We start from the raw sequence: 26,965 nt of genomic DNA, 5'->3' as shown, positions 1-26,965 counted from the left end.
GACAGGGATGGGAGAGCGATTCCGTGAAAAGGTCAGGGAAGTCGGGCGTGGTTGAACTGCCTCGCTACGTCCACCGGATCATCAAGCGCCGCAAGGGAAAGGAGCCGGTGGAATATTACTTCTACACCCGGCACCGCAACACACCCGAGGCATGGCCCTCGATAGGTGTTCCGCATCCCCTGACACGCGAGTTCCAAGACGCCATATCCATCTGCGGCCATCTTGAGCGCGAGGATGACGGCTGGAAGCTTCACGGCGCTGCCCTGCCCGACCACAAGGCCGACGATTTCTGGCCAACCGCGCACAAGGTCCATGCGGCTTGGCATAGGCGACAGCATGAGGACGCCAAGGACTTCACCGCTCTTGTCGATCAGTTCAATGACGACAGCAATCCGACCTGGGCAAAGCTGGCCAAGTCAACGCGCCTCAACTACCGCAGGTCCGGCGAGATGATAAAGGCGGCTTGGGCGTTCGATCTTCCGTCAGAGTTGACCGCCGTCGATGCCCAGCAGGCCATTGATGCCTTGGCCGATACGCCGGCCACTGCCAATCAGTTTAGGGCCTACCTGTCTCGACTGATGGCTTGGGGTGTCCCACGGGGGTTCAGCGCGACCAACCCGGTGCAGTTCACCGACAAGATACCCGGTGGCGAGCCATGGACACCATGGCCGGATTGGGCGTTCGATGTGCTTTTCGAGCATGCGCCTTTCAACATGCTGATGCCGGCCATCTCTGCCCTGTTCACGGGGCAGAGGCAAACCGATGTGCTGGGGATGGAGAGGCCGAAGCTGGGGGAAGGCGTGATCGCCGTTACGGCGCAAAAGACCAAGACCACGGTCTGGGTGCCCATTCACTCAAGTTATAGACCATGGCTCCAAAGGGCGGAGGCGATGTACGCCGCAGCGAACGAAGCGAGGGTCGCCGCCGACAAGCCGGCGATTGTCAGCAAGGCATTGCACCTGGGGGTGAAGGGACACCCCTACAAGGCCGCCGATGGCTTCCGCACCGAATGGCAGAAAATGATGGACACGCCGCCGTTTCAGCGATTCCGCGAGGAGCGGATCGTTTTCCACGGCCTGCGCAAGAATGCGGTGATCAACTTGCTGGAGGTGGGGTGCACCGAAGCCGAGGTTGGATCGATCACAAACATGAGCCCCAAGATGGTCCAGCACTACGGCAAAGACGTGAGTAAGAGACGCCTTGCGGTCAATGCGATGAAGCGTTTGGAGGAGAATTGGGACAGCGTGGCACCCCGATTCCTGGAACAGGAACAGAACGCGAATTGGAAACCGGCAACCAGAATTGGAAACCGTTGGGCCAAGAGCTATCGGGAGAAATAGGCGGAAACGCCCACGGGCCGGGGGTTCCGATGGTGCCGGCAGCAGGACTTGAACCCGCGACCCTCTGATTACAAATCAGATGCTCTACCAACTGAGCTATACCGGCATCGGCGAGGTTGCTAGCACCAGTCCATCGCCGATGCAAGCGAGCCTTGTGCGGAAACCTCCCGGCAGCTTTGCCGTTTAGGGAGTACTAGCCTATGGAGGGCAGACCATGAGCGAAGCACAACTTGTCAGCGTCGATCCGGCAATCGAAGAGCCAACGCCGGCTCAGCTCGACGCCGAATATACCGAGCATACCAAGACCTATAACGGCTTTCTCCATCTCACCAAATGGTTCCTGATCCATGTCCCGCTTCTGCTGCTCGGGCTCTATGCCATGACCTTGGGCGGCTCGATGGCTGGCGGGGTGGTGTTGATGGTGATCGCGGTCGCCGCGCTCATCTACGGCATTTTGTCCACCCCGGCCTCGGCGCACTGACGCTGGCCAGACCACGGCCTGCATGCTAAATCCCCGGACGGCAATGTGATTTGTCTGCGGCCGGGGAGAATAGGCTTGGCGCTTTATACCGACGGCAAGGTTGCCTTCGTGTCGTCCGACACGGCCGAGGCGCGCGCCGCACGCGAAATCCTCGTCGCCCGGCACGGCGATGCCGGAATCGAGAAGGCCTCGATCGTCGTCGCGCTCGGCGGCGACGGGTTGATGCTCGAAACGCTGCATCGGGTAATGGACCGCAACATTCCCGTTTATGGGATGAACTTCGGCTCGGTCGGGTTCCTAATGAACGAGTACAGCCCCGACGCTCTCGATGTGCGGTTGAGGGCAGCGATGCCGACCACGATTCATCCGCTCAAGATGCGGGTGACCGATGCGCAGGGGACGGTTTCCGAAGCGCTGGCGCTGAACGAAGTTTCGCTGTTTCGTTCGTCCTACCAGGCGGCCAAGATCCAGATCCGCATCGATGGCGATGTCCGGCTCGAAGAGCTCATCTGCGACGGCATCATCGCTGCGACCCCTGCAGGATCGACCGCCTACAACCTCTCGGCTCATGGACCGATCCTGCCGATCACCGCACCACTCCTGGCGCTCACCCCGATTTCCCCGTTCCGCCCGCGTCGCTGGCGGGGAGCGATCCTTTCCAATCGCGCCAATATCAGCTTCACCACGCTGGAAGCGGGAAAGCGCCCGCTTAGCGCGGTGGCGGACAATGTGGAATTCAACGAGGTGATCGAGGTGCGGGTGCACGAGGATCGGCGGCACTCGGCGACCCTGCTGTTCGATCCGGGCCATAGTCTCGACGAACGTGTGCTCATCGAGCAGTTCCGCTATTAAGCGGCCGGCAAGGCAAGGCGGCCGGCGCTCATGTCCGGCAGCATGATTTCGTCGGGAGCCTCTGCGGCAAAGGCCGGCATGACGCCGCGCGCTGCAGTGCGCGCCAAAGCGATGTTCTGCTCGTTGAGATAGGCGAACGCCTCATCGAGAGAGGGCGGCAGAACGCCGTCATGTTCGGCAATCAGTTCCTCTATGAGAAGAGAAACCACGTAGTGCCGCGCCGCGATATCGTCGGCGAGATCGGCCTTGCGTGCGTGCCCGACCATCCGCGCCAGCAAATTGCGCACCGCCGGCGTGAACCCGCAACGGGTAAGGAGCGCATGCAGCGCGGCACGGCTGCCGCCGTCGAGAATGGTGAAAACCTTGGCGCGCGGGGCGCCGGAAAGCTGGGCCAGGGCATCTGCGAAAAACAGCACATGCCCATGCACCAGCGCATGCAGCATCAAACGCGCGTTGATCCGCTCGCCTTCGGCCATGGCGGCGACATAGCCGCGCGCGCCCCTGCCCGCCTCGCGTTCGCCGATAGCGGTCGCCGCGTTGTCGCACCCGTCACGCAGCAGACGCTCGAGCCGGCGAGGCTGGACCGAGCCTTTTACGATCCGCAAATCGGACAGGGCCGCGCGCACCCGCTCCACGAGATGCAGCCGGGCAATTCCCGGCAGGTCGCGGCGCTTGAGCAAAACGCCGCGCACCCTGGCATCATCTCCCCATTTGTCCGCCAAGGCGATAAAGTCATCGTCCGGCAGGCTGATATCCGCGCGCTCGAGGACGCGGACACAAAGATCGGGCTCTCCCTGACGGACGAGGGCCAACGCGACCCGCTGGCTGAGTGCGGGCCGTGCCGTCATCGCGACAAGCATGTCGGGATCGCCCGAACGGATGATGCCCATGAGATCAGAACCGAGCAGAACCGGCGAAAACTGCACGACGGCCCGCGAAATGACCGGCGCGTCCTGGGCCAGCGCCAGCATGATGGGGCGCGGGGCATGCTCGGAATGCAGCAGTCCATAGGCGAGCGCGGCGCGCACCTTGACCGACGGGTCGTCGAGAAAATTCATGAGCGCAGCATAGAGGGCCGCCTGTTCGTCGGCCGGTCCCTTGTGCCCCAGATAAGCCAGCGCAGCCATATGTGCCGCCTGCCCGCGCTCCTCGCTGTTCCGCGATTGCGACAGTTGCACGTAACGCTGATAAGCGACCATCTGTAACCCCAAACCTTCCTGCGCCGGACCCTAGCGGGCAACGCTTAAGGATTGGTTCACCATAACGCCGGTCGGCTGCGCGGGGATTACTCGCCTGAATAAAAGCCGCTGAACAGCGCCCTGCCCGGTACGGCCTCGGGCGGCTCGACCGGCGACGCGGCGGGTGGAGCTACCTCCGTCGAAAACAGCGAAGTGAACGACACGCCGGGCGGGATCAACGGTTGGCTATCGAGTTTGACGCGCGAAGGCAGCGCCTGCTGGCTGGCCAATTGCTGCACCTCGAAGGCTGCATTGGTGGGTGCGCCGCCATGGCGCGCGACCAACACCTCATAGACTTCGCGAACGGTGCGCGGCCGTCCGCCATCGTAGAAGATTGTCGGATTTGCCGCGGCCGGGCGCGGAAAGGCTGTTGCCGCAATGGCTTCGGGGTTCTGCAGTCCCAGCTCGAAAAACCGCTCGGCGCCGCTGGGGCCCATGAAGTGGGCGATATAGAGTTCGCCCGGACTCGGCATGCGGCCGAATTTCTCCAGCAGATAATCGCCGTTGCGCCGCGTGAAAGCCGCCGCCAGGTCGGCCGAAACCTGCGGATCGTGGCGCAGGTCGAGAATCTGCTGGCGCACCGCCGGATCGGGGACGAAGAATTCGCCGTCATTCTCATGGATCTGATCGGCGAAGTCCTGGTAGCCGAGGCGCGGACCTTCGGATTTCATCACTTCGAGCCAGGTGCTCTCGATGAACTGGAAAAGCCCGGTCGCCGACGAGGTTGGCGCCTTGGCGGCCGGGTTGAGGCTGCTTTCCCGGATCGCCGTCTGCAGCAGATAGTCGAAATCCACGCCGTTGCGCGTCCCTGCCCGGTCAAGGGCATAGGCGATGGGTTGCGGAATCGAGGAAATCGGCGAGGCCATGAACGTCCGACTCGGGTGATTATGGTTAATGAAACCCTACCAGCGGTTAACGCCCGGTTAACCCTCCCAATAGGTGGTGAGCGCTTGTGGATCGGGGCGGTCCCGATCTTCGAGGCGGGTCTGCGGCGTGCCGATATGGACAAAAGCGACGAACCGCTCGCCTTCTCGAGCGCCCAGCATTGCGGCAGCCTCATCGTCATAGGCGAACCAGCGGGTTACCCAATGGGCGCCGAAACCGAGCGCGTTGGCGGCATGGCAAAGGTTGAAGGCGACGTTGCCGGCGGCCAGCAATTGTTCGAACTCGGGGATTTTGACATGCGGCGCAGCGGTCGAGATCACCCCAACGGTGAGCGGCGCGGGCAGGAACTGATTGCGCTCGACGGCAAGCTGCTCCTCGGTGCGCTCGGGCCATTTGCGCTGGGCGATGTCGTAAAGGTGCTGCCCCACTTTTTCGCGCGCCGTGCCGGCAAAAATCACGAATCGCCAAGGGGCGAGCTTGCCGTGGTCGGGAACGCGACACGCAATCGTGAGGAGTTCGGCGAGTTGGTCCTGGGTCGGTCCAGGTTCCGCCAGGAAAGGCGCGGTAACGGTGCGCCGGGAGCGGAGATAATCACGCAGGGCGGTATTGACGGTCATAACGGAAATCGGGTCCTAACTTGCTCATCGCGCTCCCTTATGACACAGCTTTTCCCCAATCCAAGAATAGGAATCGCCGCCATTTCGTGGCGGGAGGTTCGGCAAAGAGTGGGCTGATGCACCTGCGTAAACTGTTTTTCCTGTGCGTTCTCATCATTGGTGCCGTTCCGGGATTTGCCCAGGAGATCGACGAAGATCTCGTGGCTCCTGTTCCCCCTCCCCGCCCTGCCGAATTCGGCGGTTCCGCTCCCGCGGAAAACGAGGACTCCGGCGACGATCCCTCCATCGTCATCGACGGAACCGAGCTCGATGCCGGCCCCGATGCGCAACCCGATTTTTCCGGCATCACCGATCCGCAGCCCGTGACGCTTTCCGCACGGCTGTCGGACGATGGCCCCTTCATACCCGATGGGTTGGTGTGGCGCGTGTTCGACACGCGCACCGACGCCAATGGCGAACTGGCCCTGGTCGCCAAATCGGAAGAGGCAACGGCCAGCCTGAGCCTGCCCCCCGGGGAATACATCATGCATGTCGCCTATGGACGGGCGCAGGCGAGCGACAGGCTGTTCGTCGAGCCCGGCCCCAACACCCACACCATGGTCTTCGAGGTGGGCGGCCTGCAACTTTCAGCGATGATCACCGGCGACGTTCCTATCCCCGACGAACTTCTGCGCTTCGACATCTATTCGGATGGGCCAAACGGGCGCGTGACGATCGCGGAGAACGTGAGCCCGAACGAATTGATCCACCTCAATGCCGGGATCTATTCGATCGTCTCGCGGTTCGGGCCGATCAACGCCGTCGTGCGCTCCGAACTGCGCGTTGAATCGGGCCAGATCACCGAAGCCACGCTCTATCACAAGGCCGCCCAGGTGGCGTTGCGGCTGGTTTCCGAAGAAGGCGGGGAAGCCATCGCCGACGTCGAATGGACCATCCAGACGCCCGAGGGGGAAACGATCTTCTCCGATATCGGCGCCTTTCCGGCCACCGTCCTGGCCGAGGGCGACTACCTGGCCTTGGCCAAGCTGGGCGAGAACGTCTACAACCGCGAATTCGAAATCGTACCCGGCAGCCCACGGGAAGTGGAGATTTTGACGACCGTTTATTGATGGCTTCCTCTCGGCGTGCACGGAAGCGGCCGACGGCCATGGGCCTCGGTTTGCTGATGGATAGACGGCATGGGGCGATGAACGCTCCGCACTGTATTTGTTAGTATGAAGCGATCATCGCCCCATGCGTCCGGGATTTTGGGCTTATGGCGGCTTCTCGGGCTGGGGGTTGTTGAGGCTTTCGTTGCCGATTGCCTCGCTGCCCCTCCGGGTTTCCCCGGTGCGACGTGGGAGTGATTGGATTGGTGGTCCGCTCACACCTTTTATCCACATCCGGCCATCTGTCCGCTTTGGGCCTCCGCTGGGACGACTCCCAACGAACCCGAACCGATCCCGCCCAAACGTTCGTAGCGCTTGCGTCCATATGCGCGGGGTCGTGAGAGGGAGTATGGGGGAAACCGAGAGGGCGGGGATAAGTTTTTGCGCAGGTGTTTGTGAAAGCTCAGCGCCCCCCTCATCCCCGGCCCTTCTCCCACCAGGGGAGAAGGGGGCTCCTGGGGCATGTTCTTGAGAGAAGCCAGGAGCTCTGTACTGGTGTGTTCCCCCGTTATCCTTCTCCCCTGGTGGGAGAAGGTGGCCGCGAAGCGGTCGGATGAGGGGCTCGGCATATCAGCGGCCATCGGCGGTGATTGTTGAGGCTCAGCGCACTTTGGGCGATCCACCTTCTCCCTCAAGGGGAGAAGGGGTTCCGGGGGGAAGCGTTACGGCTTGGGCTCAAGCGCTGAGTGTACTGGATCCCGGCTCAAGGCCGGGATGACGGTTGGGTGTGGTGTGACGGTGGGGATAAGCAGTTGGGCTGCTGGAGACCTCCGCAGTGGCGCGTGGTGAGTCCGGAGACGGAGCGGTGCCCTGCCTCACCCTCAACGTGTCACTCCGGGCTTGCTCAAGGCCCCAAGCGGCGCGGATATCGGTGCCGGCACAGAAAAATCCCCGGCGCATCGCCGGGGATCGAAAATCACGCCGCTTTGCGCTTCAGATCCGGCGGGGTCACTTCGGCTGCCAGTTCGGCGATCGCGTCGGCGACGGGCTTGACCGTCTGGCCCTGGCTGCCGAGCTGGCGGATGGAGACGGTTTTTTCTTCCGCCTCGCGGCGCCCGGCAACGAAGATGAACGGCACGCGGCCGACCGAGTGTTCGCGCACCTTGTAGTTGATCGACTCGTTGCGGGTGTCGAGCTCGGCACGAATGCCCCTCGCCTGCAACTCGGCGACGACTTCACGTGCGTACTCGTCGGCGTCCGAGACGATGGTGGCGACGACCACCTGCACCGGGGCGAGCCAGAGCGGCATGCGGCCGGCATAGCTTTCGATCATCATGCCGATGAAGCGCTCGAGCGAGCCCAGGATCGCCCGGTGCAGCATGACGGGGCGCTGGCGCGAGCCGTCCTCGGCCACATAAGAGGCCTCCAGCCGCTCGGGCATGACGAAATCAAGCTGCAGCGTGCCGCACTGCCAGGAGCGGCCGATCGCGTCCTTCAAGTGGAACTCGAGCTTGGGACCGTAGAACGCCCCCTCGCCCTCGGCGATCTCGAAGCCACGGCCGGTGGCCTTGAGCGCGTCGCCCAGGCTCTTTTCAGCCAAATCCCAAACGGCATCGTCACCTGCGCGAGTTTCGGGCCGCGTGGCGAGCAGGATTTTGACTTCCGTGAAGCCCATATCGGCATAGACGGAATCGAGCAGCGCGCAGAACTTTTCAGTCTCGGCCTGGATCTGGTCGACCCGGCAGAAGATATGCGCGTCGTCCTGGGTCATCTGTCGCACACGCATCAGGCCATGGAGGGCGCCATGCGCCTCGTTGCGATGGCAGCAACCGAATTCGGCAAGCCGCAAAGGCAGATCGCGGTAAGACTTGATGCCCTGGTTGAAGACCTGCACGTGCGCGGGACAGTTCATGGGCTTCAGCGCCAGAAGGTTGGCATCGGCCGAAATCTCCGGCTGGTCGCCTTCGGTCGAGGGCATCTCGTCGGGCACCACGAACATGTTCTCGCGGAACTTGCCCCAGTGGCCCGATTTCTCCCAGAGCTTGTTGTCCAGAAGCTGCGGCGTCTTGATTTCCTTGTAGCCGGCATCGTTCAGACGGCGGCGGATATATTCCTCCATCTGATTGTACATGACGAACCCCTTGGGGTGCCAGAACACCGATCCCTGCGCCTCGGGCTGGAAGTGGTAAAGATCCATCTCCTGCCCGATCTTGCGATGATCGCGCTTTTCAGCCTCCTCGATCATGTGGAGGTGCGCGTCGAGCTGGTCCTTGCTCGCCCAGGCCGTGCCGTAGATGCGGCTCAGGACTTCGCGGTCGGAATCCCCACGCCAATAGGCGCCGGCCACCTTGGTGAGCTTGAACGCCTTGCCCACATCCTTGGTCGTGCGCATGTGCGGGCCGCGGCAAAGGTCGAACCACTGGCCCTGCTTATAGATCTTGACGTCCTGGTCCTCGGGGATGGCATCGACGAGTTCGACCTTGAACTGCTCGCCCTTGGCGGCAAAGACCTTCTTGGCCTCGTCGCGGCTCCAGACTTCCTTGGTGAACTCGGCACCGCGATCGACGATCTCCTCCATCTTCTTTTCGATGGCGCGCAGATCGTCTTCCGAGAACGGCTCGGCGCGGTAGAAATCGTAATAGAAGCCGTTTTCGATCACCGGGCCGATCGTCACCTGCGTATCCGGCCAAAGCTCCTGCACCGCCTCGGCAAGCACGTGGGCCGTATCGTGACGGATCAGTTCGAGCGCCGCTTCGTCGTCGCGCAGGACGAACTCGATCGCCCCATCCGCTTCGAGCGGATCGGAAAGGTCGGACAAAACGCCATTCCAGCGCATGGCGACGGTCTTTTTCGCCAGAGATTTGGAGATCCCCTCGACGATGGTGGTCCCGGTGGTGCCGCGAGCGTAATCACGCACTGCACCATCGGGGAACGTCACCTTGATCATCTTAGGTCTCCATGAATTGCTTGGTTGCACGCCCTTTGGGCGCAAGGCGGGTTGATTAGCACGATTGAGCGGCAATTCCAGCCCTCTTGGCGATCCCAATACGCAAGCAAAAGGCGCCGTCGTCCAGTGACGCGGCGCCTTGCTGGCCGAACCGGACAAGATTGGGTTTATTCGGTGACCGTCACTTCGGGCAAATCGACGGACACGCTGTCCGCTCCGCCTCCACCGCCGTTGAATACGGCGCCGAAGATCCAGAACGCCAGCAGGATGGCCAGGATAAACAGCACGACGCCGGCGATCACCCCGGCAGGGCCTCCGCCGCCGGAAACGACGGTTTGGCGCTCGGTGGGAGTTTCGATGATGGTTTCGCGTTCGATGGGCATGGGAGCAACCTCCTTGGTCGAGGAAAGTGTGCCCCCGACCGGAGCGGGGGACTCTGGTTGATGGAGCGCCGGGGGCACACTGTATTGTCGTACCGACGCTGCAATAACGGGCTTTCCGTCGGCCAGTTCCCAATTAAGTAATTGATTTTAAATTGACTTTTTACTGACGCACATGTCAGCGAAAGGTCAGGTTCATCGCTCGGCGCGCCACTTTCCGTAACGCCACGGCGCATACCACCGCGCCGCGCCGGGCACGGTCTCAGGCACCGGATCATAGCCGTGCGTACCGCCCGGCCGGCAGCGCCAGATGCGGCCCGCGCCCATCCAGCCACCAGGCCAGAAGCCGTGCTTGAGAATGGCATCGCGGGTGAATTCCGAGCAGGACGGCGCATGCCGGCATTGGCGGCCCATGACGGACGAGAGGGTGTAACGGTAGGCCTGAATCAGGAGATAGGCAGACCATTTGAAGGGCCAGTCGATGACCGCCCAGATCCGCCCCATCACGCCCCTGCCCTGTCCAGCGCCTCGGCCACCGCGTCGAACACCAGGAGAGTCGAGGCATGACGGGCGGGGAATCCGCGAACCGGCTCGAGATATTTGAGATCGTCCCAGCGCCCGGTTGGCGCCGGACCGTCGGATTTGAGCATGGCGATCATCTGCTCGCGCAGGGCGCGCAACTCGGCGGGGGTTGCGCCGACAATGTGCTCGGCCACGATCGCCGCGCTGGTCTGGCCCAGGGCGCAGGCATTAACCGAGGCGCCGTAGGCTGCGACGGCCCCATCGGCCAGCTTGAGATCGACCTCTATGGCCGAGCCGCAGACGCGGGAGACCTTGCGCGCCGACCCGTCGGGCGCATCGAGTCGCGGCATCTGGCGGGCGGCGCCGGCAATTTCGAGGATGCGGTTGCTGTAGAGGTCGGAAAATTCCATCTCGGGCCCGGTTCGAGGTCATAATCGACCATCGTTCACTCAAACTTGCCAATCTGTTTTCTTGTCGAAAGGCACGCCAAAACTATATAAGGAGCCGTGCGCGGGCCTGCAAACCTATTGGGCCCAGATGCAACCCTTCGGCGCCTGCGGACGAAAGGCGCCGACAGCAGGGGACTTCCCGATGGAAATGAACGTCAAGCCCAAACCCCTCGCCCCGACCGCGCTCGATCGGGTGATCGAGCGCCCCAGCCGGGAAGAAGCCGAAGCTGCAGTGCGCACGCTTATCGCCTGGGCTGGCGACAATCCCGACCGCGAGGGCCTGCTCGACACGCCGCGCCGCGTGGCCGACGCCTATCGCGAGTTTTTCGCCGGCTACGAGCAGGATGCGGCAGCGATTCTGGAAACGACCTTCACCGAGGTCGGGGGCTATGACGACATTGTGCTGGTGCGCGACATTCCCTTTTCCTCCCATTGCGAGCACCACATGGTGCCGTTCGTGGGCAAGGCGCACATCGCCTATCTGCCCCATGACGGGGTCGTGGGCCTTTCCAAGCTGGCGCGGGTAACCGACGTCTTCGCCAAACGGCTGCAGACGCAGGAAAACCTCACCGCCCAGATCATCGAGGCGATCAACGAAGCGATCAACCCGCGCGGCGCGGCGGTGATGCTGGAGGCCGAGCATATGTGCATGTCCATGCGCGGCGTGCAAAAGCATGGCTCTTCGACCGTCACCCACCGCTTCACCGGCGTCTTCGCGGAAGACCGCCAGGAGCAGGACCGGTTCTTCGCCCTGATCCGCGCCGGGCGCTGAGTTCCCCATGCAGTTTACCGATCCCGCAACGCTCTCGAAGGCCGAGCTCGAATCCGGCTCGGTCTTCGCGCCGAAATTCGATGCCAACGGGCTGGTTACCGCCATCACTGTCGAGGCGGAGACCAACGAGATTCTGATGGTGGCGCATATGAACGCCGAGGCGATCGCCGAAACGCTCGGCTCAGGCTACGCCACCTATTGGTCGCGCTCGCGCGCAAAGCTCTGGAAGAAGGGCGAAAGCTCGGGCGAACTCCAGGAGTTGGTGGAAATGCGCACCGACTGCGACCAGGACGCAATCATCCTTGTCGTGCGGCAGACGGGGCACGGAGCGGCCTGCCACACGGGCCGCAAGAGCTGCTTTTACCGCAAGGTCGAGGGCTCTGATGGCGAGGTTCGGCTGGTGGACACCGGGGAGCCGCGACTGTTCGATCCCACGGACGTTTACGGCCGCTGACGCCGCCGCGCCACGGCATCCAGCGCCGATGGCAAAAGCAGCCCGGCGAGGAAGCCGCCGATATGGGCTTCCCAGGCCACAGCGATGCTGGCGCCAAGGATCATCGGGGCGAAACCGATCAAGAGGTTGAGCCCCATCCAGAAGATGATGAAGACGCGGCTGCGCGGGTTGCGGAACACGCCTGAAAGTGTGGCGGTGCGCCGGCCCAGCGGCATCGGCTCGTCGGTCTCGGGGTTTCTGCCCCAGATCACAGGCTCGAAGATGAACCGCATGGCCGCGCCCGTCAGCGCAGAGACGCCTCCCGAGGCTCCCAAGAGGACCGCGAACTGATTGACCGAAAAGGTCAGCGCCAGCGTCTGCACAAGAGCCCCCGCCAAGGCGCCGAGCAAAAAGACGATCAGCACGCCGGCCGCCCCGTAGCGCCGCCCGACGGGCGTGCCGAAAATGGCGAGCCAGGCGGTGTTAATGGCCAGGTGCATGTAATCCACATGCAGGAATGCGTGGGTAAAACCCGTCCAGACCAGCGGCAGCGCCCCGCCCGGCCATTGTGAGGCGCTGAAGAACCGGTCGGGAATGAAGGCAAACCAGATGCGCAGATTGCCCAGCCCGTACTCGTCCAGCACGAGATCGGCAGCGACGTGAATGGCCCACATCAGCCCCACCAGGACCGCGACGATGCCAGGCACGTTGAAGATGGGCTCCCGGCGCGGTTCGCTCGACGGGTCGGGACTGTCGGACATCTAAATTCCCTTATAGTGCGGTCGCTTGTCTGCTTATCCACATGGGTGGCGTGGAAATTAACCTTAATGATTGTTTAAGAGCGCTTTTGCGCAGCGAATTTGGCAGTGTTGCGTTACATCGGCGAGAGCTCATCTAAGGGCTCCCGTGCCATCGATCCAGGGACCAGCCAGGACTAAAATGCAACAGCGCTCAACGAAAACGCTCTACTCCTATTGGAACGAGATCCGTGGCGCCCGTTCGACTCCCGAACGCCGGGACATCGACCCTACACGGATTCGCGACGCGCTGGCCCACACCTTCATCCTCGAATCGATCGACGGTATCGAGTTCTCCTTCCGGCTTGCCGGCAGCCATATCTGCGCCACCTATTGCCGCGAGCTCAAGACCCGCCCCTTTTCGTCTCTCTGGGCCCTGGGCGACCATGATGCGCTGGAAACCCTGATGCGGGCCGTGACCGAAGATCACGCGGTTGCGCTGGTGACGTTCGAGGGCCAGACCGAACGCGGCGAAAAGCTCGGGTTCGAGATGGCGCTGTTCCCGCTGCGGCACAATGGTGTCACCACCACCCGCATGCTCGGCGGGCTCACGGCGCTCGATGCGCCCTATTGGCTGGGCATCCACCCCATAATCGATCAGCGCATCACCGGACTGCGGCTCATCTGGCCCGATGACAGGGACACGATGACCCCCGAGGGCTATCGCAAGGCTATGACCGACGATATTGCCGCGGTGGTGAACGACACCCATACTCCCCTGCCCTCCACCGTCTCAGGCTTTTCGGCGCGCCGCTATGCCCATCTGGCGGTGATCGACGGCGGCAAGGCCTGACGCGCCAAAGGCCTTACCGTCCGTTAACGCTGTGACGGATATTGTTGGAACGAAAAACCAGCAGCGATCAGGGCGGACGCGGCAATGCTCATCGACAATACGGCGCACGGGACCAATCCCGTCGTCTCGCCGACCGGCGAAGACGATGGACGTTTCCAGCGCGTGCGCGTCTCGATCCTGGGCCGCTACATGCTGGTGGACCGCCGCGAATTTCCCTGCCAGATCATCGAGATGTCGCCCGGCGACGCGCTGGTCATAGCGCCGGTTTCCGGCCGGGTGGGTGAGAAGATCATCATCTATCTCGATCATCTGGGCCGTGTCGAAGGCACGATCCTCGAGCTTGCCGATGGCGGCTTCCGCATGGACGTGGTCGCCTCGCCCCGCAAGCGCGAGAAGATTGCCGCACAGCTCACCTGGCTGGCCAACAAGGACCTTCTGGACCTGCCCGAAGATCGGCGGCACGAACGTGTGGTGCCCGACATTCGCCACTCTTCCATCCTGCTCGAGGATGGCCGGCGCTACAATTGCAAGATCACCGACATCTCGCTTTCGGGGGCGGCCGTCGAGATCGATGTGCGTCCGGCGCTGGGCACGCCCATCACGCTGGGCCGCATGCGGGCCCGCGTGGTCCGTCATTTCTCCGATGGCATCGCCGTGGAATTCGCCTCGGTGCAGGAGATGCTGACCGTGGTGCAGCAGAACCTGCGGATCACCTGACCTCTGCCTGGCTCCGGGCGGGACGGTTCAAAGCGTCAACCACCATCAAGGCCAGCGAGAACGGGACCACGCCGAGCGCGATCAGTTGAAGCATGTCGGCGCCCTCGACAGCGAAATGCCCACGCTCCGCGTTGAGGAGGAGCTGAGCGACCGTTTGGAACGCCACATGCAGGCCGATCGCGGTCCAGACCGATCCCGTAGCGCCACTCACCATTCCCAGCACAAGGGCGATAAAGAAGAACAGGACCAACCGGTCGAGCGCGGGAGCGCCTGTCCCGACAGTCCAGAGCGCGGCGCCCCAAAGGGCGAACAGCGCGGCCTGGGCGAAAATGGCGCCCCAATAGCCGAGCCGGGCTTGGAGGTTGACCTGGATATAACCGCGAAACGCCAGTTCCTCGGGCAAGGCCTCATAGAGGAAGACGAGGGTGATGAGCAGAGGCACGAACAGCGCGATCTCGCCGATCGGTGCGGTCGGCGTTATGCTTGCCCATCCCGTGGACAGCACAATGAGAAAACCGAGCGCCGATGGCAGCAGGAACGCCAGCGCGCCGACGATGAAGTTGCGAAATGCGGTGGGGGACAGATCCAGCCCCAGGCTCGCCACCGATTTTCCGTCCAGCACAAGACGAGCCATAACGACCATGGGAACGGCCAATAGCGTGGCAAGAATTGCGCTTGTTACGTGTCCGCCAAGCGAATAGCCAGCCGGGCCGGTGCCCCAGATGATGTCGCGCAGTGCCGACAGCAGTAACCAGATGGCGATCATGGTCACCCATACGATCCCGACCCGAACGTATGCGGATGCAATCATCGCCTCCTCCGTACTCAAGACTTTAGAGCAACGGGCCGGCGGTGCAACGAGCGATTCGTAGTGAACCGATCCTTAACCCTGACGCCCGTATTGTAGCTGCCAGTCGCGCATGTCCGGTCGCGGGGGCGGGTTCGGATGGCGCAACCACCCGCGTATTCTGGATGGTTTTAGTCATGCGTATCTCCAAAAAGGCCTCCGCCATACTGGTCAGCCTTACCGCCCTCACCTCGCTCTCCGGCTGCGTTTCGCTGTTCGGGCTGGGCTCCAAGAGTTCCCATGAGTGCATGACGCGCGTCATGTATTTCGAATCCAATCGCTCGAGCCCGGACGGGATGCTGGCCGTTGGCACCGTGGTGATGAACCGCGTCGCCTCGCACCAATTCCCCAACGATGTCTGCGCGGTGGTGGGACAGAAGAACCAGTTCGCCGATGGCGTGCTGCAGCGGAAAATGACCGAGCAGCGCTCGGTGGCCCTGGCGTCGCAGATGGCATCGCGCGTGCTGCGCGGCGAGCGCCATCCCGGTGTTTATGACGCCATGTATTTCCACACCGCCGGACTGAGCTTCCCCTACCGCAACATGCATTACGTGTTGGTGGCAGGCGGCAACGCATTTTACGCGCGGCGCTGAATCGACCCCGCAGGATTTATGCCTAACGGCTTGTAAATCAAGCCGATAAAACACGCATAAAAACTGCGTGGCAATTTTTCGATCGGGGCAATTGCCGCCCCCTATCGTGGTCTTCGTCGGGGAGATCACGATAATGAAAAAAACATCGATCCTTATTTCGGGCCTTGTCGCCCTCATCGCAGCAACCGGAGCGGCCGCCCAGGAGGCCCGCATCCAGACCGCCTATGCCGAAGTGGCCGCCGTGCAGACCTCCATCCCGGTCGGCCACCTCGAATACTGCCAGAAGCGGCCCTATGACTGCCAGCCCATGGCTGCTGCGGCGCCGGTGGCCCTCAATGACGATCTGTGGCGCGAGCTTCAGGACGTCAACAACCATTTCAACACCACCGTCACCGCCGTTTCCGATCAGGACCTTTACGGCGTCGGCGAGTTCTGGACCTATCCCACCTCGGGTTATGGCGATTGCGAGGATTTCGTGCTGGCCAAGCGCCAGGCGCTGATCGAGCGTGGGTGGGAACCGGCCAACCTTTTGATTTCCGTGGTGCGCCAGCCCAATGGCGAAGGTCATGCCGTGCTGATGGTGCGCACCGACCGTGGCGATCTGGTTCTCGACAACCAGGAAGGGCTGATCAAGCTCTGGAACGATACGCCCTATACTTTCCTCAAGCGCCAGTCCCAGGCCCATGCGGGCCAGTGGGTCGACATTCTCCACGGCCAGGACGTGACCGTGACCGCGACCGCCGGCTACTGAGGAAATTCAGCCCTTATCCGGGCAACAGATCCACTCCCCGACAGGAGTGAAACTTTGGGCCAGCCTCGCTTCGAGTGCTGGCCCTTTTTTTCATGCTAGCGGAACAGAAGAACCGGAATCTTGCACGAGCGGATCATCTCGGATGTGGTCGAACCGATGAAGAGATTGCGGATGCGCGAATGGCCATAAGCCCCCATGACCAGCAGGTCGGCGCCGCTTTTTTCGACCTCGTCCGCAATCACCTGTTCGGGCTGGCCGGGCTTGACCTCCGCGACCACTGAATGACCGGCCCCCCGCAGCCTTGCCGAAACGCTTTCGAGCTTGGCCCGCACCTCTGCGTTTTCGTTGCCCGCGGTGAGCAGACGAATATCAAGACCGGCGAACGCCCTGTTGCCGCAGATATGGTCGATGGCTTTCATGACGCTGGGGCCGGCGTCAAATGCCACGAGCACCGACTGGATGGGCTGGAAGGCACGCGAGGCAACCAGCACGGGGCGGCTGGAGGAGCGCACGACCCGCTCCACATTGGAGCCCAGATGCATCTTCGCAAAATCGGCCGCCTCCCCCCGCTTGCCCACGACCACGATAGCCGCACCCGCTTCGGCCTCCACGAGCGTCTCGACGAGATCACCCGACATGAGACGCGAGTTGACGGAGCTGACCCCATGCTGCCTCACTATCGCCTCGGCCTCTTCGAGGATAGCGCGGCCCTTTTCCCGCGAAAGGCGGGCCTGGGTTTCGTCGAGTTCGCTCAACTCGGCCAGAAGCGCCGATCGGGCACCGAGCGCGATCGAACCGCTGAGATCGAGATGTCCAATGTCGCGGCGGCCGATGACGTGAAGGATTTCGATACCCCACCCTGCCCGATCCGCAAGCCATGCGGCGTGATCGCAAACGCTCTTGGAATAGATGGAGCCATCGACCAGAGCCAAAAGTTTATCAGACATGATCCCCTCCTCCTTAATGGGCCATCAGCTTGTCGAGCGCGCCGGGCTTGTCATGCACCGCAAGCCTGTCGACGATCGTTTCGCTTGCCTCGTTGAGCCCCACGATCTCGACCTCGGCGCCTTCGCGGCGGAACTTGAGCACGGCCATGTCGAGCGCGGCGACGCTGGATATATCCCAGATATGAGCACGGCTGACGTCGATGGTCACCTTGTCGAGCACTTCCTTGAAATTGAACGCCGCCATGAAGTCGTCCGAGGAAGCGAAGAACAACTGGCCCTCCACGATATAAGTCCGATGCCGCCCATTTTCGGAGAGAACCGAGGAAACCGCAAACAATTGTGCGATCTTCCAGGCAAAGAAAATGCCCGAGAGCAGCACACCGACCAGCACGCCGATGGCGAGATTGTGCGTGTAAACCACCACCGCCACGGTCGCGATCATCACGATCGAGGACGAACGTGGGTGGGTCCGCAGATTCTTTATCGAGGACCAGGAGAATGTGCCGATCGAAACCATGATCATGATCGCCACCAGCGCCGCCATGGGAATTTGCGACACGAGATCTCCCAGGACGACGATCATGAACAATAAGAGCACGCCGGCCGCAAAACAGGAAAGGCGCCCGCGGCCGCCCGACTTCACGTTGATCATCGACTGCCCGATCATGGCGCAGCCAGCCATTCCGCCCATGAAGCCCGTGACCGTGTTGGCGAGCCCCTGTCCGATGCATTCCTGGTTCTTGTCGGAAGGCGTGTCGGTCAGATCGTCCACGATCTGTGCCGTCATCAGCGATTCCAAAAGGCCCACGACCGCCACCGCCGCCGAATAGGGCAGGATGATCATCAGCGTTTCGAGGTTGAGCGGAATGTCGGGAATAAGAAAGACCGGCAGGGTCGAGGGCAATTCGCCCATGTCGCCCACGGTGCGCACATCGAAGCCCAGGACGAGCGACAGCGTGGTCAGCACCAGGATGCAGACCAAGGGCGAAGGAATAGCCTTGGTCAGCATGGGGAAGAGATAGATGATGGCCAGCCCGCCGGCGACCAGAATGTAGGTCAGCATCGGAACGCCGATCAATTCGGGCAGTTGCGCGATAAAAATGAGGATGGCGAGCGCGTTGACGAAGCCGGTCATCACCGAGCGCGAAACGAACCGCATGAGATTGCCCAGCTTGAGCATGCCCATGCCGATCTGGATCAGCCCGGCAAGAACGGTTGCGGCAAGCAGATATTGCAATCCGTGGTCCCGGACCAGCGTCACCATGAGCACCGCCGTTGCCGCCGTTGCAGCCGAGATCATGCCGGGCCGGCCACCGGCTATGGCGGTGATCACCGCGATCGAGAACGAGGCATAGAGCCCGATCTTGGGATCGACCCCGGCAATGATCGAAAAGGCGATGGCTTCGGGGATAAGCGCCAGGGCGACGACGAGCCCGGAGAGAAGATCGCCGCGCACGTTGGAGAACCACTGGGCGCGGTATGCGCTGAGTGAGGACATGAAATTTTCCGAATAAATGAAAACCAAACCAGCAGGGCTCGCCCTGCTCCAGAAAGGCTGGAGGTGATTTAGTTGTCCGGCGGATCGGCGGCCGGAAGAGCCACCCGGATTTTCACCGGGTCCGAGGTTCGTGCGTCCTGTTTGAACGCAAACCGGAATCGACGCAAGCCATATCAGCCATGCGAGCGGCACATGGCCTCAGGCAGCGGCCCTCAGCATAGAGACATAGGTGCCCATCACCATGAGGCCGGTCACGAAGCTCCAGCTAAAGGCGATGAACGCGGCCAAAAGCACGTTGATGGCCGAGGCGCGCCCGTTCGCGTCGGCCCGCCACCCAAGGCGCAGCATCATGTAAGGACCGCAGATGAACACCACGAAAAGGCTGACGACGCTCGCCATCGCATTGCGGCTGTCGACGCGGAACTCGGCGACCTTGCGGGCGACCTGCTGGTAGAGATGCGTGCCGGTTCCGGCAACGCTCATGCCGATGGCCACGAGAAACACAGCCAGCACCAGTTCGCTCACGTCTCTTCCTCCGGCAAAGCGCGGTATTTACGGTTTGTTAAGCATAGCCAGCACCAAACTGGCTGTCATCGCCCGAGCGCTGTGATGGTTAATGTGAACAGCCAACCTGCCCTGCCGCCGCCCGCCCGCCCCTTGGGGTCGGTGCTCTACGCCATCGCCGGCGTCGCGCTGATCGTTTCCCTGGCCGGTTTGAGCCTTGCCTATGGCGCGCGCGCCTATTTCGACGCCGTGGCTACCGGGACGGTGGAGCCCGAGTTGACGGCCAGCCATATCGTTACGGTTGGCGCCCAGCCCTATGTGGTGCCCGCCGCAATCATGGCCGATCCGATGCAGCGCCGGGACGGATTTGCCGAGCGGCTCGATCTCGTTCTCGCCCTCCCGCTTGCCCAGGATGGGTTAAGCGAGGTGGCGATCACCATTGTGCCGCGCGGCCGGATGCGGACCGGCGCGGCGCTGCTCGACAGCGTCTATGTGCATCAATTCGCAGATGCCCAGCGTTCAGGGGTAGCCGGGCTGGTGGGCAAGCCGCTTGAAAACGACGCAGGAACACAGGGCGAGACGGTGTGGTACGATCCGCTGACCGCCAACCCGTTCGTCGCAAAATGCATGACGCCGGTTGCAGAGAACATCGATGCCCGTACCTGCCTGCGCGTCCTGGCACTCTCGGATCGCAACACGGCGGTTGTCTCCTTCGATCCGTCAGCGCTCGGCAACTGGCGGCTTTTCGATGCGCGGATCGAAGAGGCCCTGATGTCCCTGCGCAAATAAAAGGGGCCCCGCCGGGAGCCCCTAATTCTTCGACTGTGAACCCTCAGACTTCGTCGAGGTCGATGTCCAGAATGGAGATCTGGACCATATAGGACTTTTCGCCCTCGTCCTCGTCCACGTAGATCAGTCCGAAGAATTCATCGCCCAGATAGATCTCGACCGAGTCGTCCTGCTTGGGCCGCGGCCGTATGTCGATGGCCGGATTGCCGAACTTCTTTTGCAGGTATTTCTGCAGCTTGATGATTTCTTCGTGCTTCACAAAATTCTCCGTTACGCGCTATCGACCGGCGAAACCGTTCTGTCCCGCCGCCAAAACGCGATCTCATGGTTTGAATTGGCGCGACTTTAGCCATCACAGACCATAACGCAAGGACAGGGAAAAGATTTCCCCGCTCTGCCCGAAATTAGAGCGTGTCCAGCAAAAGTGGAAACGGTTCTGCGGTTCGGACACGCGACCAAACAACGACTTAGAGCAATTGAAGCGATTCGAAGAAAAGCGGAAATGCTCTAATCGCGCGGAACCATGACGATCTGGTCCATGACCGTCGCGGGCTGGTTGCAACCCGCTTCGCCCACCACTTTGGCGGGAACGCCGGCGACCGTGGTGCGCTCAGGCACTTCCTTGAGTACCACCGAACCGGCAGCGATGCGCGAGCAATCGCCCACCCGGATATTGCCCAGGATCTTGGCCCCCGCCCCGATCAGAACGCCATTACCGATCTTGGGGTGGCGATCCTGGTCGGACTTGCCGGTACCCCCGAGCGTCACCGAATGCAGGATCGAGACGTGGTCGCCGATCACCGCCGTTTCCCCCACCACGAAGCCGGTGGCATGATCGAGCATGATGCCCTTGCCGATCCGGGCGGCAGGGTTGATGTCCACCTGGAACACCTGGCTCGACCGACTCTGGAGGTAAAGCGCGAAATCGCGCCGCCCCGCATGCCAAAGCGCATGGGCGAACCGATGGGTCTGAATCGCCTGGAATCCCTTGAAGAACAGGAACGGCTCTATGACCCGATGGCAGGCCGGATCACGCTCCAGCGTCGCGGCCAGATCGGCACGCGCCGCCGCACCGATCTCGGGATGGCGGTCCAGCATTTCTTCGAAGGCCTGCCGAATAAGATCGGCCGGCACGTCCGTATGGCCGAGCCGCGCCGCCAACCGATAGGCCAGGGCCGGTTCGAGCCCGGAATGGTTGAGCACGCCCGAAATCGCCATCTGCGTCATGAACGGCTCGTCCGCGCAGATGCGCTCGGCCTCGGCGGTCATCGCATCCCAGATGGGATCGACGGTCTTGAGTGTGCCGGGCTTTTTGGCGCTGGACGACATCATGTACTCCGCGAACGGGATTTTCGGACGGACAGGTATAGGCGAACCCATTGTCTCAAACAAAGGGTTCAGTGGCAAATTGGTTCACATTTGCCTCAACGGGGATAAACCCTCCCCAGGAATTCCAGCGCCCCGCGCTTGAACTGGGGATCGCCCGTGGCGCGCATATGGTCGCGCCGCTCGATGGTCAGCGCTTCGCCGCGCGGCAGAAGATCGGCCAGAGGCTGGGCGGGGCCGCCTACCATGTCTTCGCTGCCGACGGCGACGAGAACCGGCACGTCGATCTTTTGCAAGTCCTCCACCGCGACCAGCGTCCGCGATCCGGCCATGCACGCCGCCAGTGCCTTGAGGTCGCTTTTCGTGTGCTCGGCAAAAATGCGGAACTGCCGGGCCGACGGATGCGTCACCTCGGAAAGTGAGGCGGCATTGAGCCCCTCGATGATCTCCGGGGCATCGAGCATGGGCGTGGGCATATTCGCCCCCAGCCCGCCGAAAATGGCGCAGGCGACTTTTTCAGGGTTCTGGATGCACACATAGGCGCTGATCCGCGCGCCCATGGAATAGCCGATCAGCGCGACCTTTTCCAAGCCAAGATGGTCGATGAGATTGACGACGTCGCGGGCCATGTCCCGAGCGCCATAAACACCGGGTTCATAGAGCTTTTGCGAAGCGCCATGCCCCCGGTTGTCGATGGTGATGACCTGATAGCCGGCCTCGGTCAGCGTCTCGACCCAGCCGGTGGCGACCCAGTTGACCGTACCCGAGGAGGCGAAACCGTGGATGGCGACGACAGGCGGCCCCTCGCCGTAAATCTCGTAGGCGATTTCGAAACCTTCGGATTGAAAACTTGGCATAAGAGACTCTTTCGACTCTGGAATTTCCCTGTCTTAACAAGCCGCACGAGAGCAGCCAACCGGACCGATATCTCCTCTGGTCATGGCAGGGCCAAGTGGTTATGGTCCGGCCAGATTCCGAACCAGCCGGATGTCTTCCATGGCACAGCACGCAACACCGCACTTTCACAATACCGAAGGTCTGCCCCGTATCGAGATCGGCGCCAAGGAATTCCAGTGCGTCGGCGCCAAGCCGCCCTTCGATCATCCGCACGTATTCATCGATATGGGCGCCGATTCCGAAGCGGTCTGCCCCTATTGCTCGACGCTGTACGTGTTCAATCCGAGCCTGCCGTTCGGCGCGGCCAATCCGGCGAGCGCGGTCTACTACATCGAGCACGCCTGAAGGCTTTCCAGCCCGTGGGCACTCCTCGCACCATATATATCTCCGGCGCGGGGATAGCCGGCCTCACACTGGCGCACGGCCTAGCCAAATTCGGCCTGCAGGTCGTCGTTCTCGAACGCAATAGCGCGATCAGCGAATTCGGCGCGGGGCTGCAGATCAGCCCCAATGCCCGCAAGGTGCTCGACAATCTCGGGCTGGGCGAAGCGATTGCCGAAAAGAGCTTTGTCCCCGAAGGAATAGACATCTTCCCGGACGGGCGCGCCGAACCGCTCCAGACCCTTACGCTGGGCTCGGAAATCGCCGACCGGTTCGGCGCGCCCTACGCGGTGATGCACCGGGCCGATCTCGTCGAAGTCCTCCATGCCGCCGCGCGGCGCTTTGCCAATATCGACGTGGTCTTCGGGGTCTCCGATATCGCGGTACAATCTCAGGGCGGCGCAGTGACCGTCACCGCCGCCGAGCCCGACGGCAAGACGCGGCGCGCCCAGCCCTTTGCCTTTGTCGGCGCCGATGGCGTGCGGTCGCAAACCCGGACAGACGTGCTGGATGGCCCCGAGGCACGGTATACGGGCAAGGTCGCCTGGCGGGCGCTTGTTCCGCCGGATCGGCTGCACGGTTCGGTGCGTCTCGACCGCACCAGCTTGTTGCTGGCATCTGACTTCCACATGGTTGTCTATCCCTTGCCCCATCGCGGCGCCGTCAATCTGGCGCTCTTTACACAGGAAGCACAAAGCGACCTGGCGGTCCTCGATCAGCGTGCGCCACGCGTTCGGGCCAAAGGCAATCGCCGCCTTGAAGCCATTCTTGGCGCCGTCGGAGATGGCTGGACGCCCTGGGTTCTCTCGACGGTGGAACTCGAGAATTGGCACAAGGGGGCCGTCGGGCTGATCGGCGACGCTGCCCACGCCATGCTGCCCTTTCAGGCGCAGGGCGCGGCCATGGCGATCGAGGACGCAGCCGTTCTTGCTCCGTTGCTCGCCGCATCCCCCAACGCCGAGCACGCCTTTAAGCGTTTTTTCGCGCTCCGGCACCAGCGCGTTCGGCGCGTTCAGGAGGTGTCGCGCCGGAACGGCAAGGTGTTCCACATGCGCTTTCCCTCAAAGCTCGCCCGCAACGCCGTGATCCGCATGGAAGGGCCGCGCGGGCACTTCAAGCGCCTCGATTGGCTTTATGGCTACGATCCCGGCGGGTCAGACTGATCACGTCTTGGGCTCATAACGGAACTTCGGCCATTGTCCTTGCCTTTCTCCCAGCCGATGTGCCAACTGAACCCCTCTCAAAAGCGGCAAGCGAAATTCAATGCGAGTCAGCCCCCAGTCGAGATTGACGCTGGTCTTCATCCTCATCACGGTGTTTCTCGACATCGTGGGGTTGGGCATCATCCTCCCCGTCCTGCCCGGGCTCATCCGCGAGCTGACGCATGAAAGCGTTACCAACGCTGCGGTCATCGGCGGCTATCTCGTTTTCGTCTATGCCTCGATGCAGTTCTTTTTCTCGCCGATCCTGGGCAATCTTTCCGACAGGTGGGGGCGGCGGCCCATCCTGCTGCTCTCGCTGGTCGGGCTCTCTCTCGATTACCTTATCATGGCCTGGGCGCCCACGCTTTTGTGGCTGTTCGTGGGCCGCATTCTTTCCGGGATTTGCGGCGCGGCAATGGGAACCGCCACCGCCTATGTCGCCGACATCACCCCCAAGGAGAAGCGCTCGCAACGCTTCGGGCTCATTGGCGCGGCGTTCGGGCTCGGCTTCATCGTCGGGCCGGTGATCGGCGGCGAATTGGGTGAATTCGGCCCCCGCGCCCCGTTTTACCTTGCCGCCGCGCTTGCAGCCGCAAATGTGGTGTTCGGGTTCTTCGTTCTGCCCGAGAGCCTTTCGAAATTCCGCCGCCGGCGCTTCAACTGGAAGCGCGCCAACCCGTTCGGCGCCCTCTGGGCCTTCCGGCACGCGCCGGTCATCTTCGTGCTCTTGGGCGCGCTGTTCCTGTTTTCGCTGGCCGGCCAGACCTACCCCAATGTCTGGAACTTCTTCACCATCGAGGAATTCGGCTGGGGTCCGGCCCAGGTCGGCCGCTCGCTGGCCATATTCGGCATCCTGTTCGCCATTTCCCAGGCGCTGCTGGTGGGGTTCGCCACCCGCTATCTCGGCGTCACGGCCACGGTCATCATCGGCCTCTCTCTGGCCGCCGTGGCCTTTATCGGTGTTTCGATGATCCACACCGAACTGGGGCTCTGGACGTTCCTTGTCATCGGATCGTTTTCCGGCATTGCCGCCCCTGCCCTCACCGGGCTGCTGGCCAACAATGCGCGCGACAATCAGCAGGGTGAGCTGCAGGGAGCGGTCAATGCTTCCAACTCGCTGACCGCCATCATCGCGCCGCTTGCGGCAACGCAGCTCTTTTCGTTCTTCACCGACAATCCGCTGCGCCCGATCACCTTTCCCGGCGCCCCGTTCTTTGCCGCCGGGCTGATCGTCGCCGCGGCCATGGCGCTTTTCATCTTCGCGGCGATCAAATTCGACCTGAGGCACCGCCCGTTCGACGAGCGCCGCGAAAAGCCGCGGTATCCCCAGCCCAGCGGTCAGGCGGTCAACCCGCCTGAAACCGAAATTCCCGAGGACGAGGATGGAAATGGGGACGAGGCGGAGGCCGAAGCCCCCGCTACGAAAAACTAGCCTCGGCCTTTTCCGCCTGGTTCAAGCTCGGCCATTCGTGATGGAAATCGCCCTCGCGATCGAGCCGCTTGAAACCGTGCGCACCGAAGAAGTCGCGCTGGCCCTGGGTGAGATTGGTCGTGCCCCTTCCCTGCCGGTAGGCATCGAAATAGGCCAGCGCCGAGGATAGGCAGGGGGCCGGCAACTCATTGATCGCGCAGGTCGCGACGACGGCCCGCAGCGCGCCGTTGCTTTCCTTCATCATGTCGACAAAGGCGGGCTGGGTGAGAAGGTTCGATGACGTGCCGCCGGCGAAAGACTGTGAAATCTGGTCGAGGAACCGCGAGCGGATGATGCAGCCGGCGCGCCAGATTTTCGCGATGGTATCGAGCGGCAGATTCCAGCCGTTTTCCTCCGACGCCTTGGCCATAACGGCAAAGCCCTGGGCATAGGCCGCGATCTTGCCGGCGAGCAGGGCTTTTTCCAGGGCCTCGAGCGAGATGGTCGCATTGCCTTTGACCCCGGCGCCGTAGATCTCCTCGCCGCGGACGCGCTCGTCCCTTATCGCCGAGATCGACCGGGCAGCCACCGCGCCCTCGATGGTGGTGGCCGAGACGCCCAGATTGAGCGCTTCGATGGCCGACCAGCGGCCGGTGCCCTTCTGTCCCGCGGAATCGAGGATGACCTCCACCAGCGGCTGCCCGCTATCCGCGTCCACCGCGTCGAGCACATGGCCGGTGATCTCGATGAGGTAGCTATCGAGCGGCCCTCTGTTCCAATCGGCGAATACCTTGGCGCATTCGGACGGCGACATGCCCAGTCCGTCGCGCATGACGCCGTAGATCTCGGCGATCATCTGCATGTCGGCATATTCGATGCCGTTGTGAATGGTCTTTACGAAATGCCCGGCGCCGCCCGTGCCGAGATAAGCGCAACAGGGCTCGCCATTGAACTTGGCGGAGATCGCCGTCAGCACCGCCTCTGCGTTCTCCCATTGGGCCTCGGAACCGCCCACCATGATCGAAGGACCGTGCCGCGCACCCTCTTCACCGCCCGAGACGCCGATGCCGAGAAACCCGATACCCGTGCCGTCGAGCTCGGAGAACCGGCGGACCGTATCGTGATAATTGGCATTGCCCGCATCGATGATCACATCGCCCTCGTCAAGGAGCGGTTTGAGTTCGGCGATCACATGATCGACCGGCTCGCCCGCCTGCACCATGACGATGACCGAGCGCGGCTGCTTGAGCATGGAGACGAAAGTCCCAAGATCGCCGCTGCCCATGACGTTGGGCTCAAGCTCGCCGGCATTGGCGAGAAATGCGTCCACCTTCGCGGCTGTGCGATTGTAGACGGCTACCTTGTAGCCATGGTCGGCAATGTTGAGGGCCAGATTCTCGCCCATCACTCCCAACCCGATCAGCCCGATATCAGCCTCAGCCATGCCCAGCGCCTCTCAACAGTGTTCTTGTAAGTCGTATGCCAGCATAATTGCCAAAGGCCATAAA

The 26,965-nt window shown here is 62.4% G+C and carries 29 protein-coding genes, 1 tRNA gene, 1 pseudogene and 1 other annotated feature; of the genes and pseudogenes, 14 read left to right on the top strand and 17 right to left on the bottom strand.

All coding sequences use genetic code 11. The features are described from left to right. Nucleotides 1-107: 107 nt before the first annotated feature. Complete coding sequence (locus NO934_RS15050; RefSeq protein ID WP_309160782.1) at nt 108-1,340, top strand: hypothetical protein; 1,233 nt, start codon at nt 108-110, stop codon at nt 1,338-1,340. Between the two features lie 30 nt (nt 1,341-1,370). On the opposite strand, the gene NO934_RS15045 is transcribed toward NO934_RS15050, so the two are convergent. Continuing rightward, nucleotides 1,371-1,446 (bottom strand) — tRNA-Thr (locus NO934_RS15045). Between the two features lie 108 nt (nt 1,447-1,554). Here NO934_RS15045 and NO934_RS15040 point away from each other — a divergent pair. After that, nucleotides 1,555-1,821, top strand: a complete 267-nt coding sequence (locus NO934_RS15040; protein WP_309160781.1) for an aa3-type cytochrome c oxidase subunit IV — start codon at nt 1,555-1,557, stop codon at nt 1,819-1,821. Nucleotides 1,822-1,896: 75 nt separating this feature from the next. After that, nucleotides 1,897-2,673, top strand: coding sequence for an NAD kinase (locus NO934_RS15035; protein ID WP_309160780.1), 777 nt, complete (start codon nt 1,897-1,899; stop codon nt 2,671-2,673). Here NO934_RS15035 and NO934_RS15030 read toward each other — a convergent pair. From NO934_RS15030 to NO934_RS15020, 3 genes are all read right to left on the bottom strand, one after another. Continuing rightward, nucleotides 2,670-3,872, bottom strand: a complete 1,203-nt coding sequence (locus NO934_RS15030) for a DUF2336 domain-containing protein (RefSeq protein ID WP_309160779.1) — start codon at nt 3,870-3,872, stop codon at nt 2,670-2,672. The two genes, NO934_RS15035 and NO934_RS15030, sit on opposite strands and share 4 nt — an antisense overlap. Nucleotides 3,873-3,958: 86 nt before the next feature. Then, nucleotides 3,959-4,777, bottom strand: coding sequence for a transglycosylase SLT domain-containing protein (locus NO934_RS15025; RefSeq protein WP_309160778.1), 819 nt, complete (start codon nt 4,775-4,777; stop codon nt 3,959-3,961). A gap of 57 nt (nt 4,778-4,834) precedes the next feature. Continuing rightward, the gene (locus NO934_RS15020; RefSeq protein WP_309160777.1) at nt 4,835-5,413 is read right to left on the bottom strand and encodes a nitroreductase; all 579 of its coding nucleotides are present in this window, start codon (nt 5,411-5,413) and stop codon (nt 4,835-4,837) included. Between the two features lie 116 nt (nt 5,414-5,529). Here NO934_RS15020 and NO934_RS15015 point away from each other — a divergent pair, with 116 nt between their 5' ends. Next, nucleotides 5,530-6,522 (top strand): hypothetical protein, encoded by a 993-nt coding sequence (locus tag NO934_RS15015; RefSeq protein ID WP_309160776.1) that lies wholly within the window; start codon nt 5,530-5,532, stop codon nt 6,520-6,522. A gap of 955 nt (nt 6,523-7,477) precedes the next feature. On the opposite strand, the gene thrS is transcribed toward NO934_RS15015, so the two are convergent. The 4 genes from thrS to NO934_RS14995 form a co-directional block, all read right to left on the bottom strand. Then, nucleotides 7,478-9,448 carry a threonine--tRNA ligase gene (thrS, locus tag NO934_RS15010; protein ID WP_309160775.1) on the bottom strand — a complete coding sequence of 657 codons (1,971 nt, stop codon included), beginning with the start codon at nt 9,446-9,448 and terminating at the stop codon, nt 7,478-7,480. 167 nt (nt 9,449-9,615) lie between these two features. Next, nucleotides 9,616-9,831, bottom strand: a complete 216-nt coding sequence (locus NO934_RS15005) for a hypothetical protein (protein WP_309160774.1) — start codon at nt 9,829-9,831, stop codon at nt 9,616-9,618. A gap of 192 nt (nt 9,832-10,023) precedes the next feature. Next, the gene (gene yidD / locus NO934_RS15000) at nt 10,024-10,332 is read right to left on the bottom strand and encodes a membrane protein insertion efficiency factor YidD (protein ID WP_309163737.1); all 309 of its coding nucleotides are present in this window, start codon (nt 10,330-10,332) and stop codon (nt 10,024-10,026) included. Further along, nucleotides 10,332-10,760: an iron-sulfur cluster assembly scaffold protein gene (locus tag NO934_RS14995; protein WP_309160773.1), complete on the bottom strand. Its 429-nt coding sequence runs from the start codon at nt 10,758-10,760 to the stop codon at nt 10,332-10,334. Before NO934_RS14995 ends, yidD begins: the two co-directional genes overlap by 1 nt. A 181-nt stretch (nt 10,761-10,941) precedes the next feature. Here NO934_RS14995 and folE point away from each other — a divergent pair, with 181 nt between their 5' ends. Then, nucleotides 10,942-11,571, top strand: a complete 630-nt coding sequence (gene folE / locus NO934_RS14990; protein WP_309160772.1) for a GTP cyclohydrolase I FolE — start codon at nt 10,942-10,944, stop codon at nt 11,569-11,571. 7 nt (nt 11,572-11,578) lie between these two features. Next, a complete protein-coding gene (hisI, locus tag NO934_RS14985; RefSeq protein ID WP_309160771.1) occupies nt 11,579-12,025 on the top strand; it encodes a phosphoribosyl-AMP cyclohydrolase in 447 nt (148 codons plus the stop codon). On the opposite strand, the gene NO934_RS14980 is transcribed toward hisI, so the two are convergent. Beyond that, nucleotides 12,013-12,765, bottom strand: a complete 753-nt coding sequence (locus NO934_RS14980; RefSeq protein WP_309160770.1) for a rhomboid family intramembrane serine protease — start codon at nt 12,763-12,765, stop codon at nt 12,013-12,015. The genes hisI and NO934_RS14980 overlap by 13 nt on opposite strands. Nucleotides 12,766-12,943: 178 nt before the next feature. Between NO934_RS14980 and NO934_RS14975 the strand changes: the two genes are divergently transcribed. Further along, nucleotides 12,944-13,594, top strand: a complete 651-nt coding sequence (locus tag NO934_RS14975) for a PAS domain-containing protein (RefSeq protein WP_309160769.1) — start codon at nt 12,944-12,946, stop codon at nt 13,592-13,594. Between the two features lie 84 nt (nt 13,595-13,678). After that, a complete protein-coding gene (locus NO934_RS14970) occupies nt 13,679-14,311 on the top strand; it encodes a PilZ domain-containing protein (RefSeq protein WP_309160768.1) in 633 nt (210 codons plus the stop codon). Here the strand turns inward: NO934_RS14970 and NO934_RS14965 are convergent. Beyond that, nucleotides 14,304-15,122 (bottom strand): CPBP family intramembrane glutamic endopeptidase, encoded by an 819-nt coding sequence (locus NO934_RS14965; protein ID WP_309160767.1) that lies wholly within the window; start codon nt 15,120-15,122, stop codon nt 14,304-14,306. The two genes, NO934_RS14970 and NO934_RS14965, sit on opposite strands and share 8 nt — an antisense overlap. 278 nt (nt 15,123-15,400) lie before the next feature. Between NO934_RS14965 and NO934_RS14960 the strand changes: the two are divergent. Together NO934_RS14960 and NO934_RS14955 are read left to right on the top strand one after the other, a co-directional pair. Further along, nucleotides 15,401-15,748, top strand: a pseudogene (locus NO934_RS14960) (cell wall hydrolase); the annotation flags it as partial. A gap of 136 nt (nt 15,749-15,884) precedes the next feature. After that, on the top strand, nt 15,885-16,502 hold the full coding sequence (locus NO934_RS14955) for a transglutaminase-like cysteine peptidase (RefSeq protein ID WP_309160766.1): 618 nt from the start codon (nt 15,885-15,887) through the stop codon (nt 16,500-16,502). Nucleotides 16,503-16,597: 95 nt separating this feature from the next. On the opposite strand, the gene NO934_RS14950 is transcribed toward NO934_RS14955, so the two are convergent. From NO934_RS14950 to NO934_RS14940, 3 genes are all read right to left on the bottom strand, one after another. Beyond that, complete coding sequence (locus tag NO934_RS14950; protein WP_309160765.1) at nt 16,598-17,449, bottom strand: universal stress protein; 852 nt, start codon at nt 17,447-17,449, stop codon at nt 16,598-16,600. Nucleotides 17,450-17,462: 13 nt separating this feature from the next. Next, nucleotides 17,463-18,947, bottom strand: a complete 1,485-nt coding sequence (locus NO934_RS14945; RefSeq protein ID WP_309160764.1) for a SulP family inorganic anion transporter — start codon at nt 18,945-18,947, stop codon at nt 17,463-17,465. Nucleotides 18,948-19,017: 70 nt separating this feature from the next. Further along, nucleotides 19,018-19,073 (bottom strand) — a sequence feature (sul1 is cis-regulatory element that is thought to sense ions involved in sulfur or methionine metabolism; They are found in Alphaproteobacteria). A 72-nt stretch (nt 19,074-19,145) separates the two neighbouring features. Further along, nucleotides 19,146-19,472, bottom strand: a complete 327-nt coding sequence (locus NO934_RS14940) for a DUF6949 family protein (RefSeq protein WP_309160763.1) — start codon at nt 19,470-19,472, stop codon at nt 19,146-19,148. Nucleotides 19,473-19,556: 84 nt separating this feature from the next. Between NO934_RS14940 and NO934_RS14935 the strand changes: the two genes are divergently transcribed. Then, complete coding sequence (locus NO934_RS14935) at nt 19,557-20,240, top strand: hypothetical protein (RefSeq protein ID WP_309160762.1); 684 nt, start codon at nt 19,557-19,559, stop codon at nt 20,238-20,240. Nucleotides 20,241-20,283: 43 nt separating this feature from the next. On the opposite strand, the gene NO934_RS14930 is transcribed toward NO934_RS14935, so the two are convergent. The 3 genes from NO934_RS14930 to NO934_RS14920 form a co-directional block, all read right to left on the bottom strand. Then, nucleotides 20,284-20,499 (bottom strand): DUF3126 family protein, encoded by a 216-nt coding sequence (locus tag NO934_RS14930; RefSeq protein ID WP_309160761.1) that lies wholly within the window; start codon nt 20,497-20,499, stop codon nt 20,284-20,286. Nucleotides 20,500-20,747: 248 nt separating this feature from the next. Next, on the bottom strand, nt 20,748-21,572 hold the full coding sequence (gene cysE / locus NO934_RS14925) for a serine O-acetyltransferase (RefSeq protein WP_309160760.1): 825 nt from the start codon (nt 21,570-21,572) through the stop codon (nt 20,748-20,750). Between the two features lie 92 nt (nt 21,573-21,664). Continuing rightward, entirely contained in the window at nt 21,665-22,423 is a 759-nt protein-coding gene (locus NO934_RS14920) for an alpha/beta hydrolase (protein ID WP_309160759.1), read from the bottom strand. A 139-nt stretch (nt 22,424-22,562) separates the two neighbouring features. Here NO934_RS14920 and NO934_RS14915 point away from each other — a divergent pair, with 139 nt between their 5' ends. The 3 genes from NO934_RS14915 (at nt 22,563) to NO934_RS14905 (ending at nt 25,478) form a co-directional block, all read left to right on the top strand. Next, nucleotides 22,563-22,808, top strand: a complete 246-nt coding sequence (locus NO934_RS14915; protein WP_309160758.1) for a zinc-finger domain-containing protein — start codon at nt 22,563-22,565, stop codon at nt 22,806-22,808. A gap of 14 nt (nt 22,809-22,822) precedes the next feature. Next, a complete protein-coding gene (locus NO934_RS14910) occupies nt 22,823-24,007 on the top strand; it encodes an FAD-dependent monooxygenase (RefSeq protein ID WP_309160757.1) in 1,185 nt (394 codons plus the stop codon). A gap of 100 nt (nt 24,008-24,107) precedes the next feature. Continuing rightward, the gene (locus NO934_RS14905; RefSeq protein ID WP_309160756.1) at nt 24,108-25,478 is read left to right on the top strand and encodes a TCR/Tet family MFS transporter; all 1,371 of its coding nucleotides are present in this window, start codon (nt 24,108-24,110) and stop codon (nt 25,476-25,478) included. Here the strand turns inward: NO934_RS14905 and gndA are convergent. Next, nucleotides 25,465-26,901, bottom strand: a complete 1,437-nt coding sequence (gndA, locus tag NO934_RS14900; protein WP_309160755.1) for an NADP-dependent phosphogluconate dehydrogenase — start codon at nt 26,899-26,901, stop codon at nt 25,465-25,467. The two genes, NO934_RS14905 and gndA, sit on opposite strands and share 14 nt — an antisense overlap. Between the last annotated feature and the right edge of the window lie 64 nt (nt 26,902-26,965).

Origin of the sequence: Pelagibacterium sp. H642, assembly GCF_031202855.1 — a bacterium.
In the GTDB taxonomy this organism is placed as follows: Bacteria; Pseudomonadota; Alphaproteobacteria; order Rhizobiales; family Devosiaceae; genus Pelagibacterium.
Note: the sequence above shows the minus strand (reverse complement) of the source record. Positions and strands in the feature narration are given on the sequence as shown.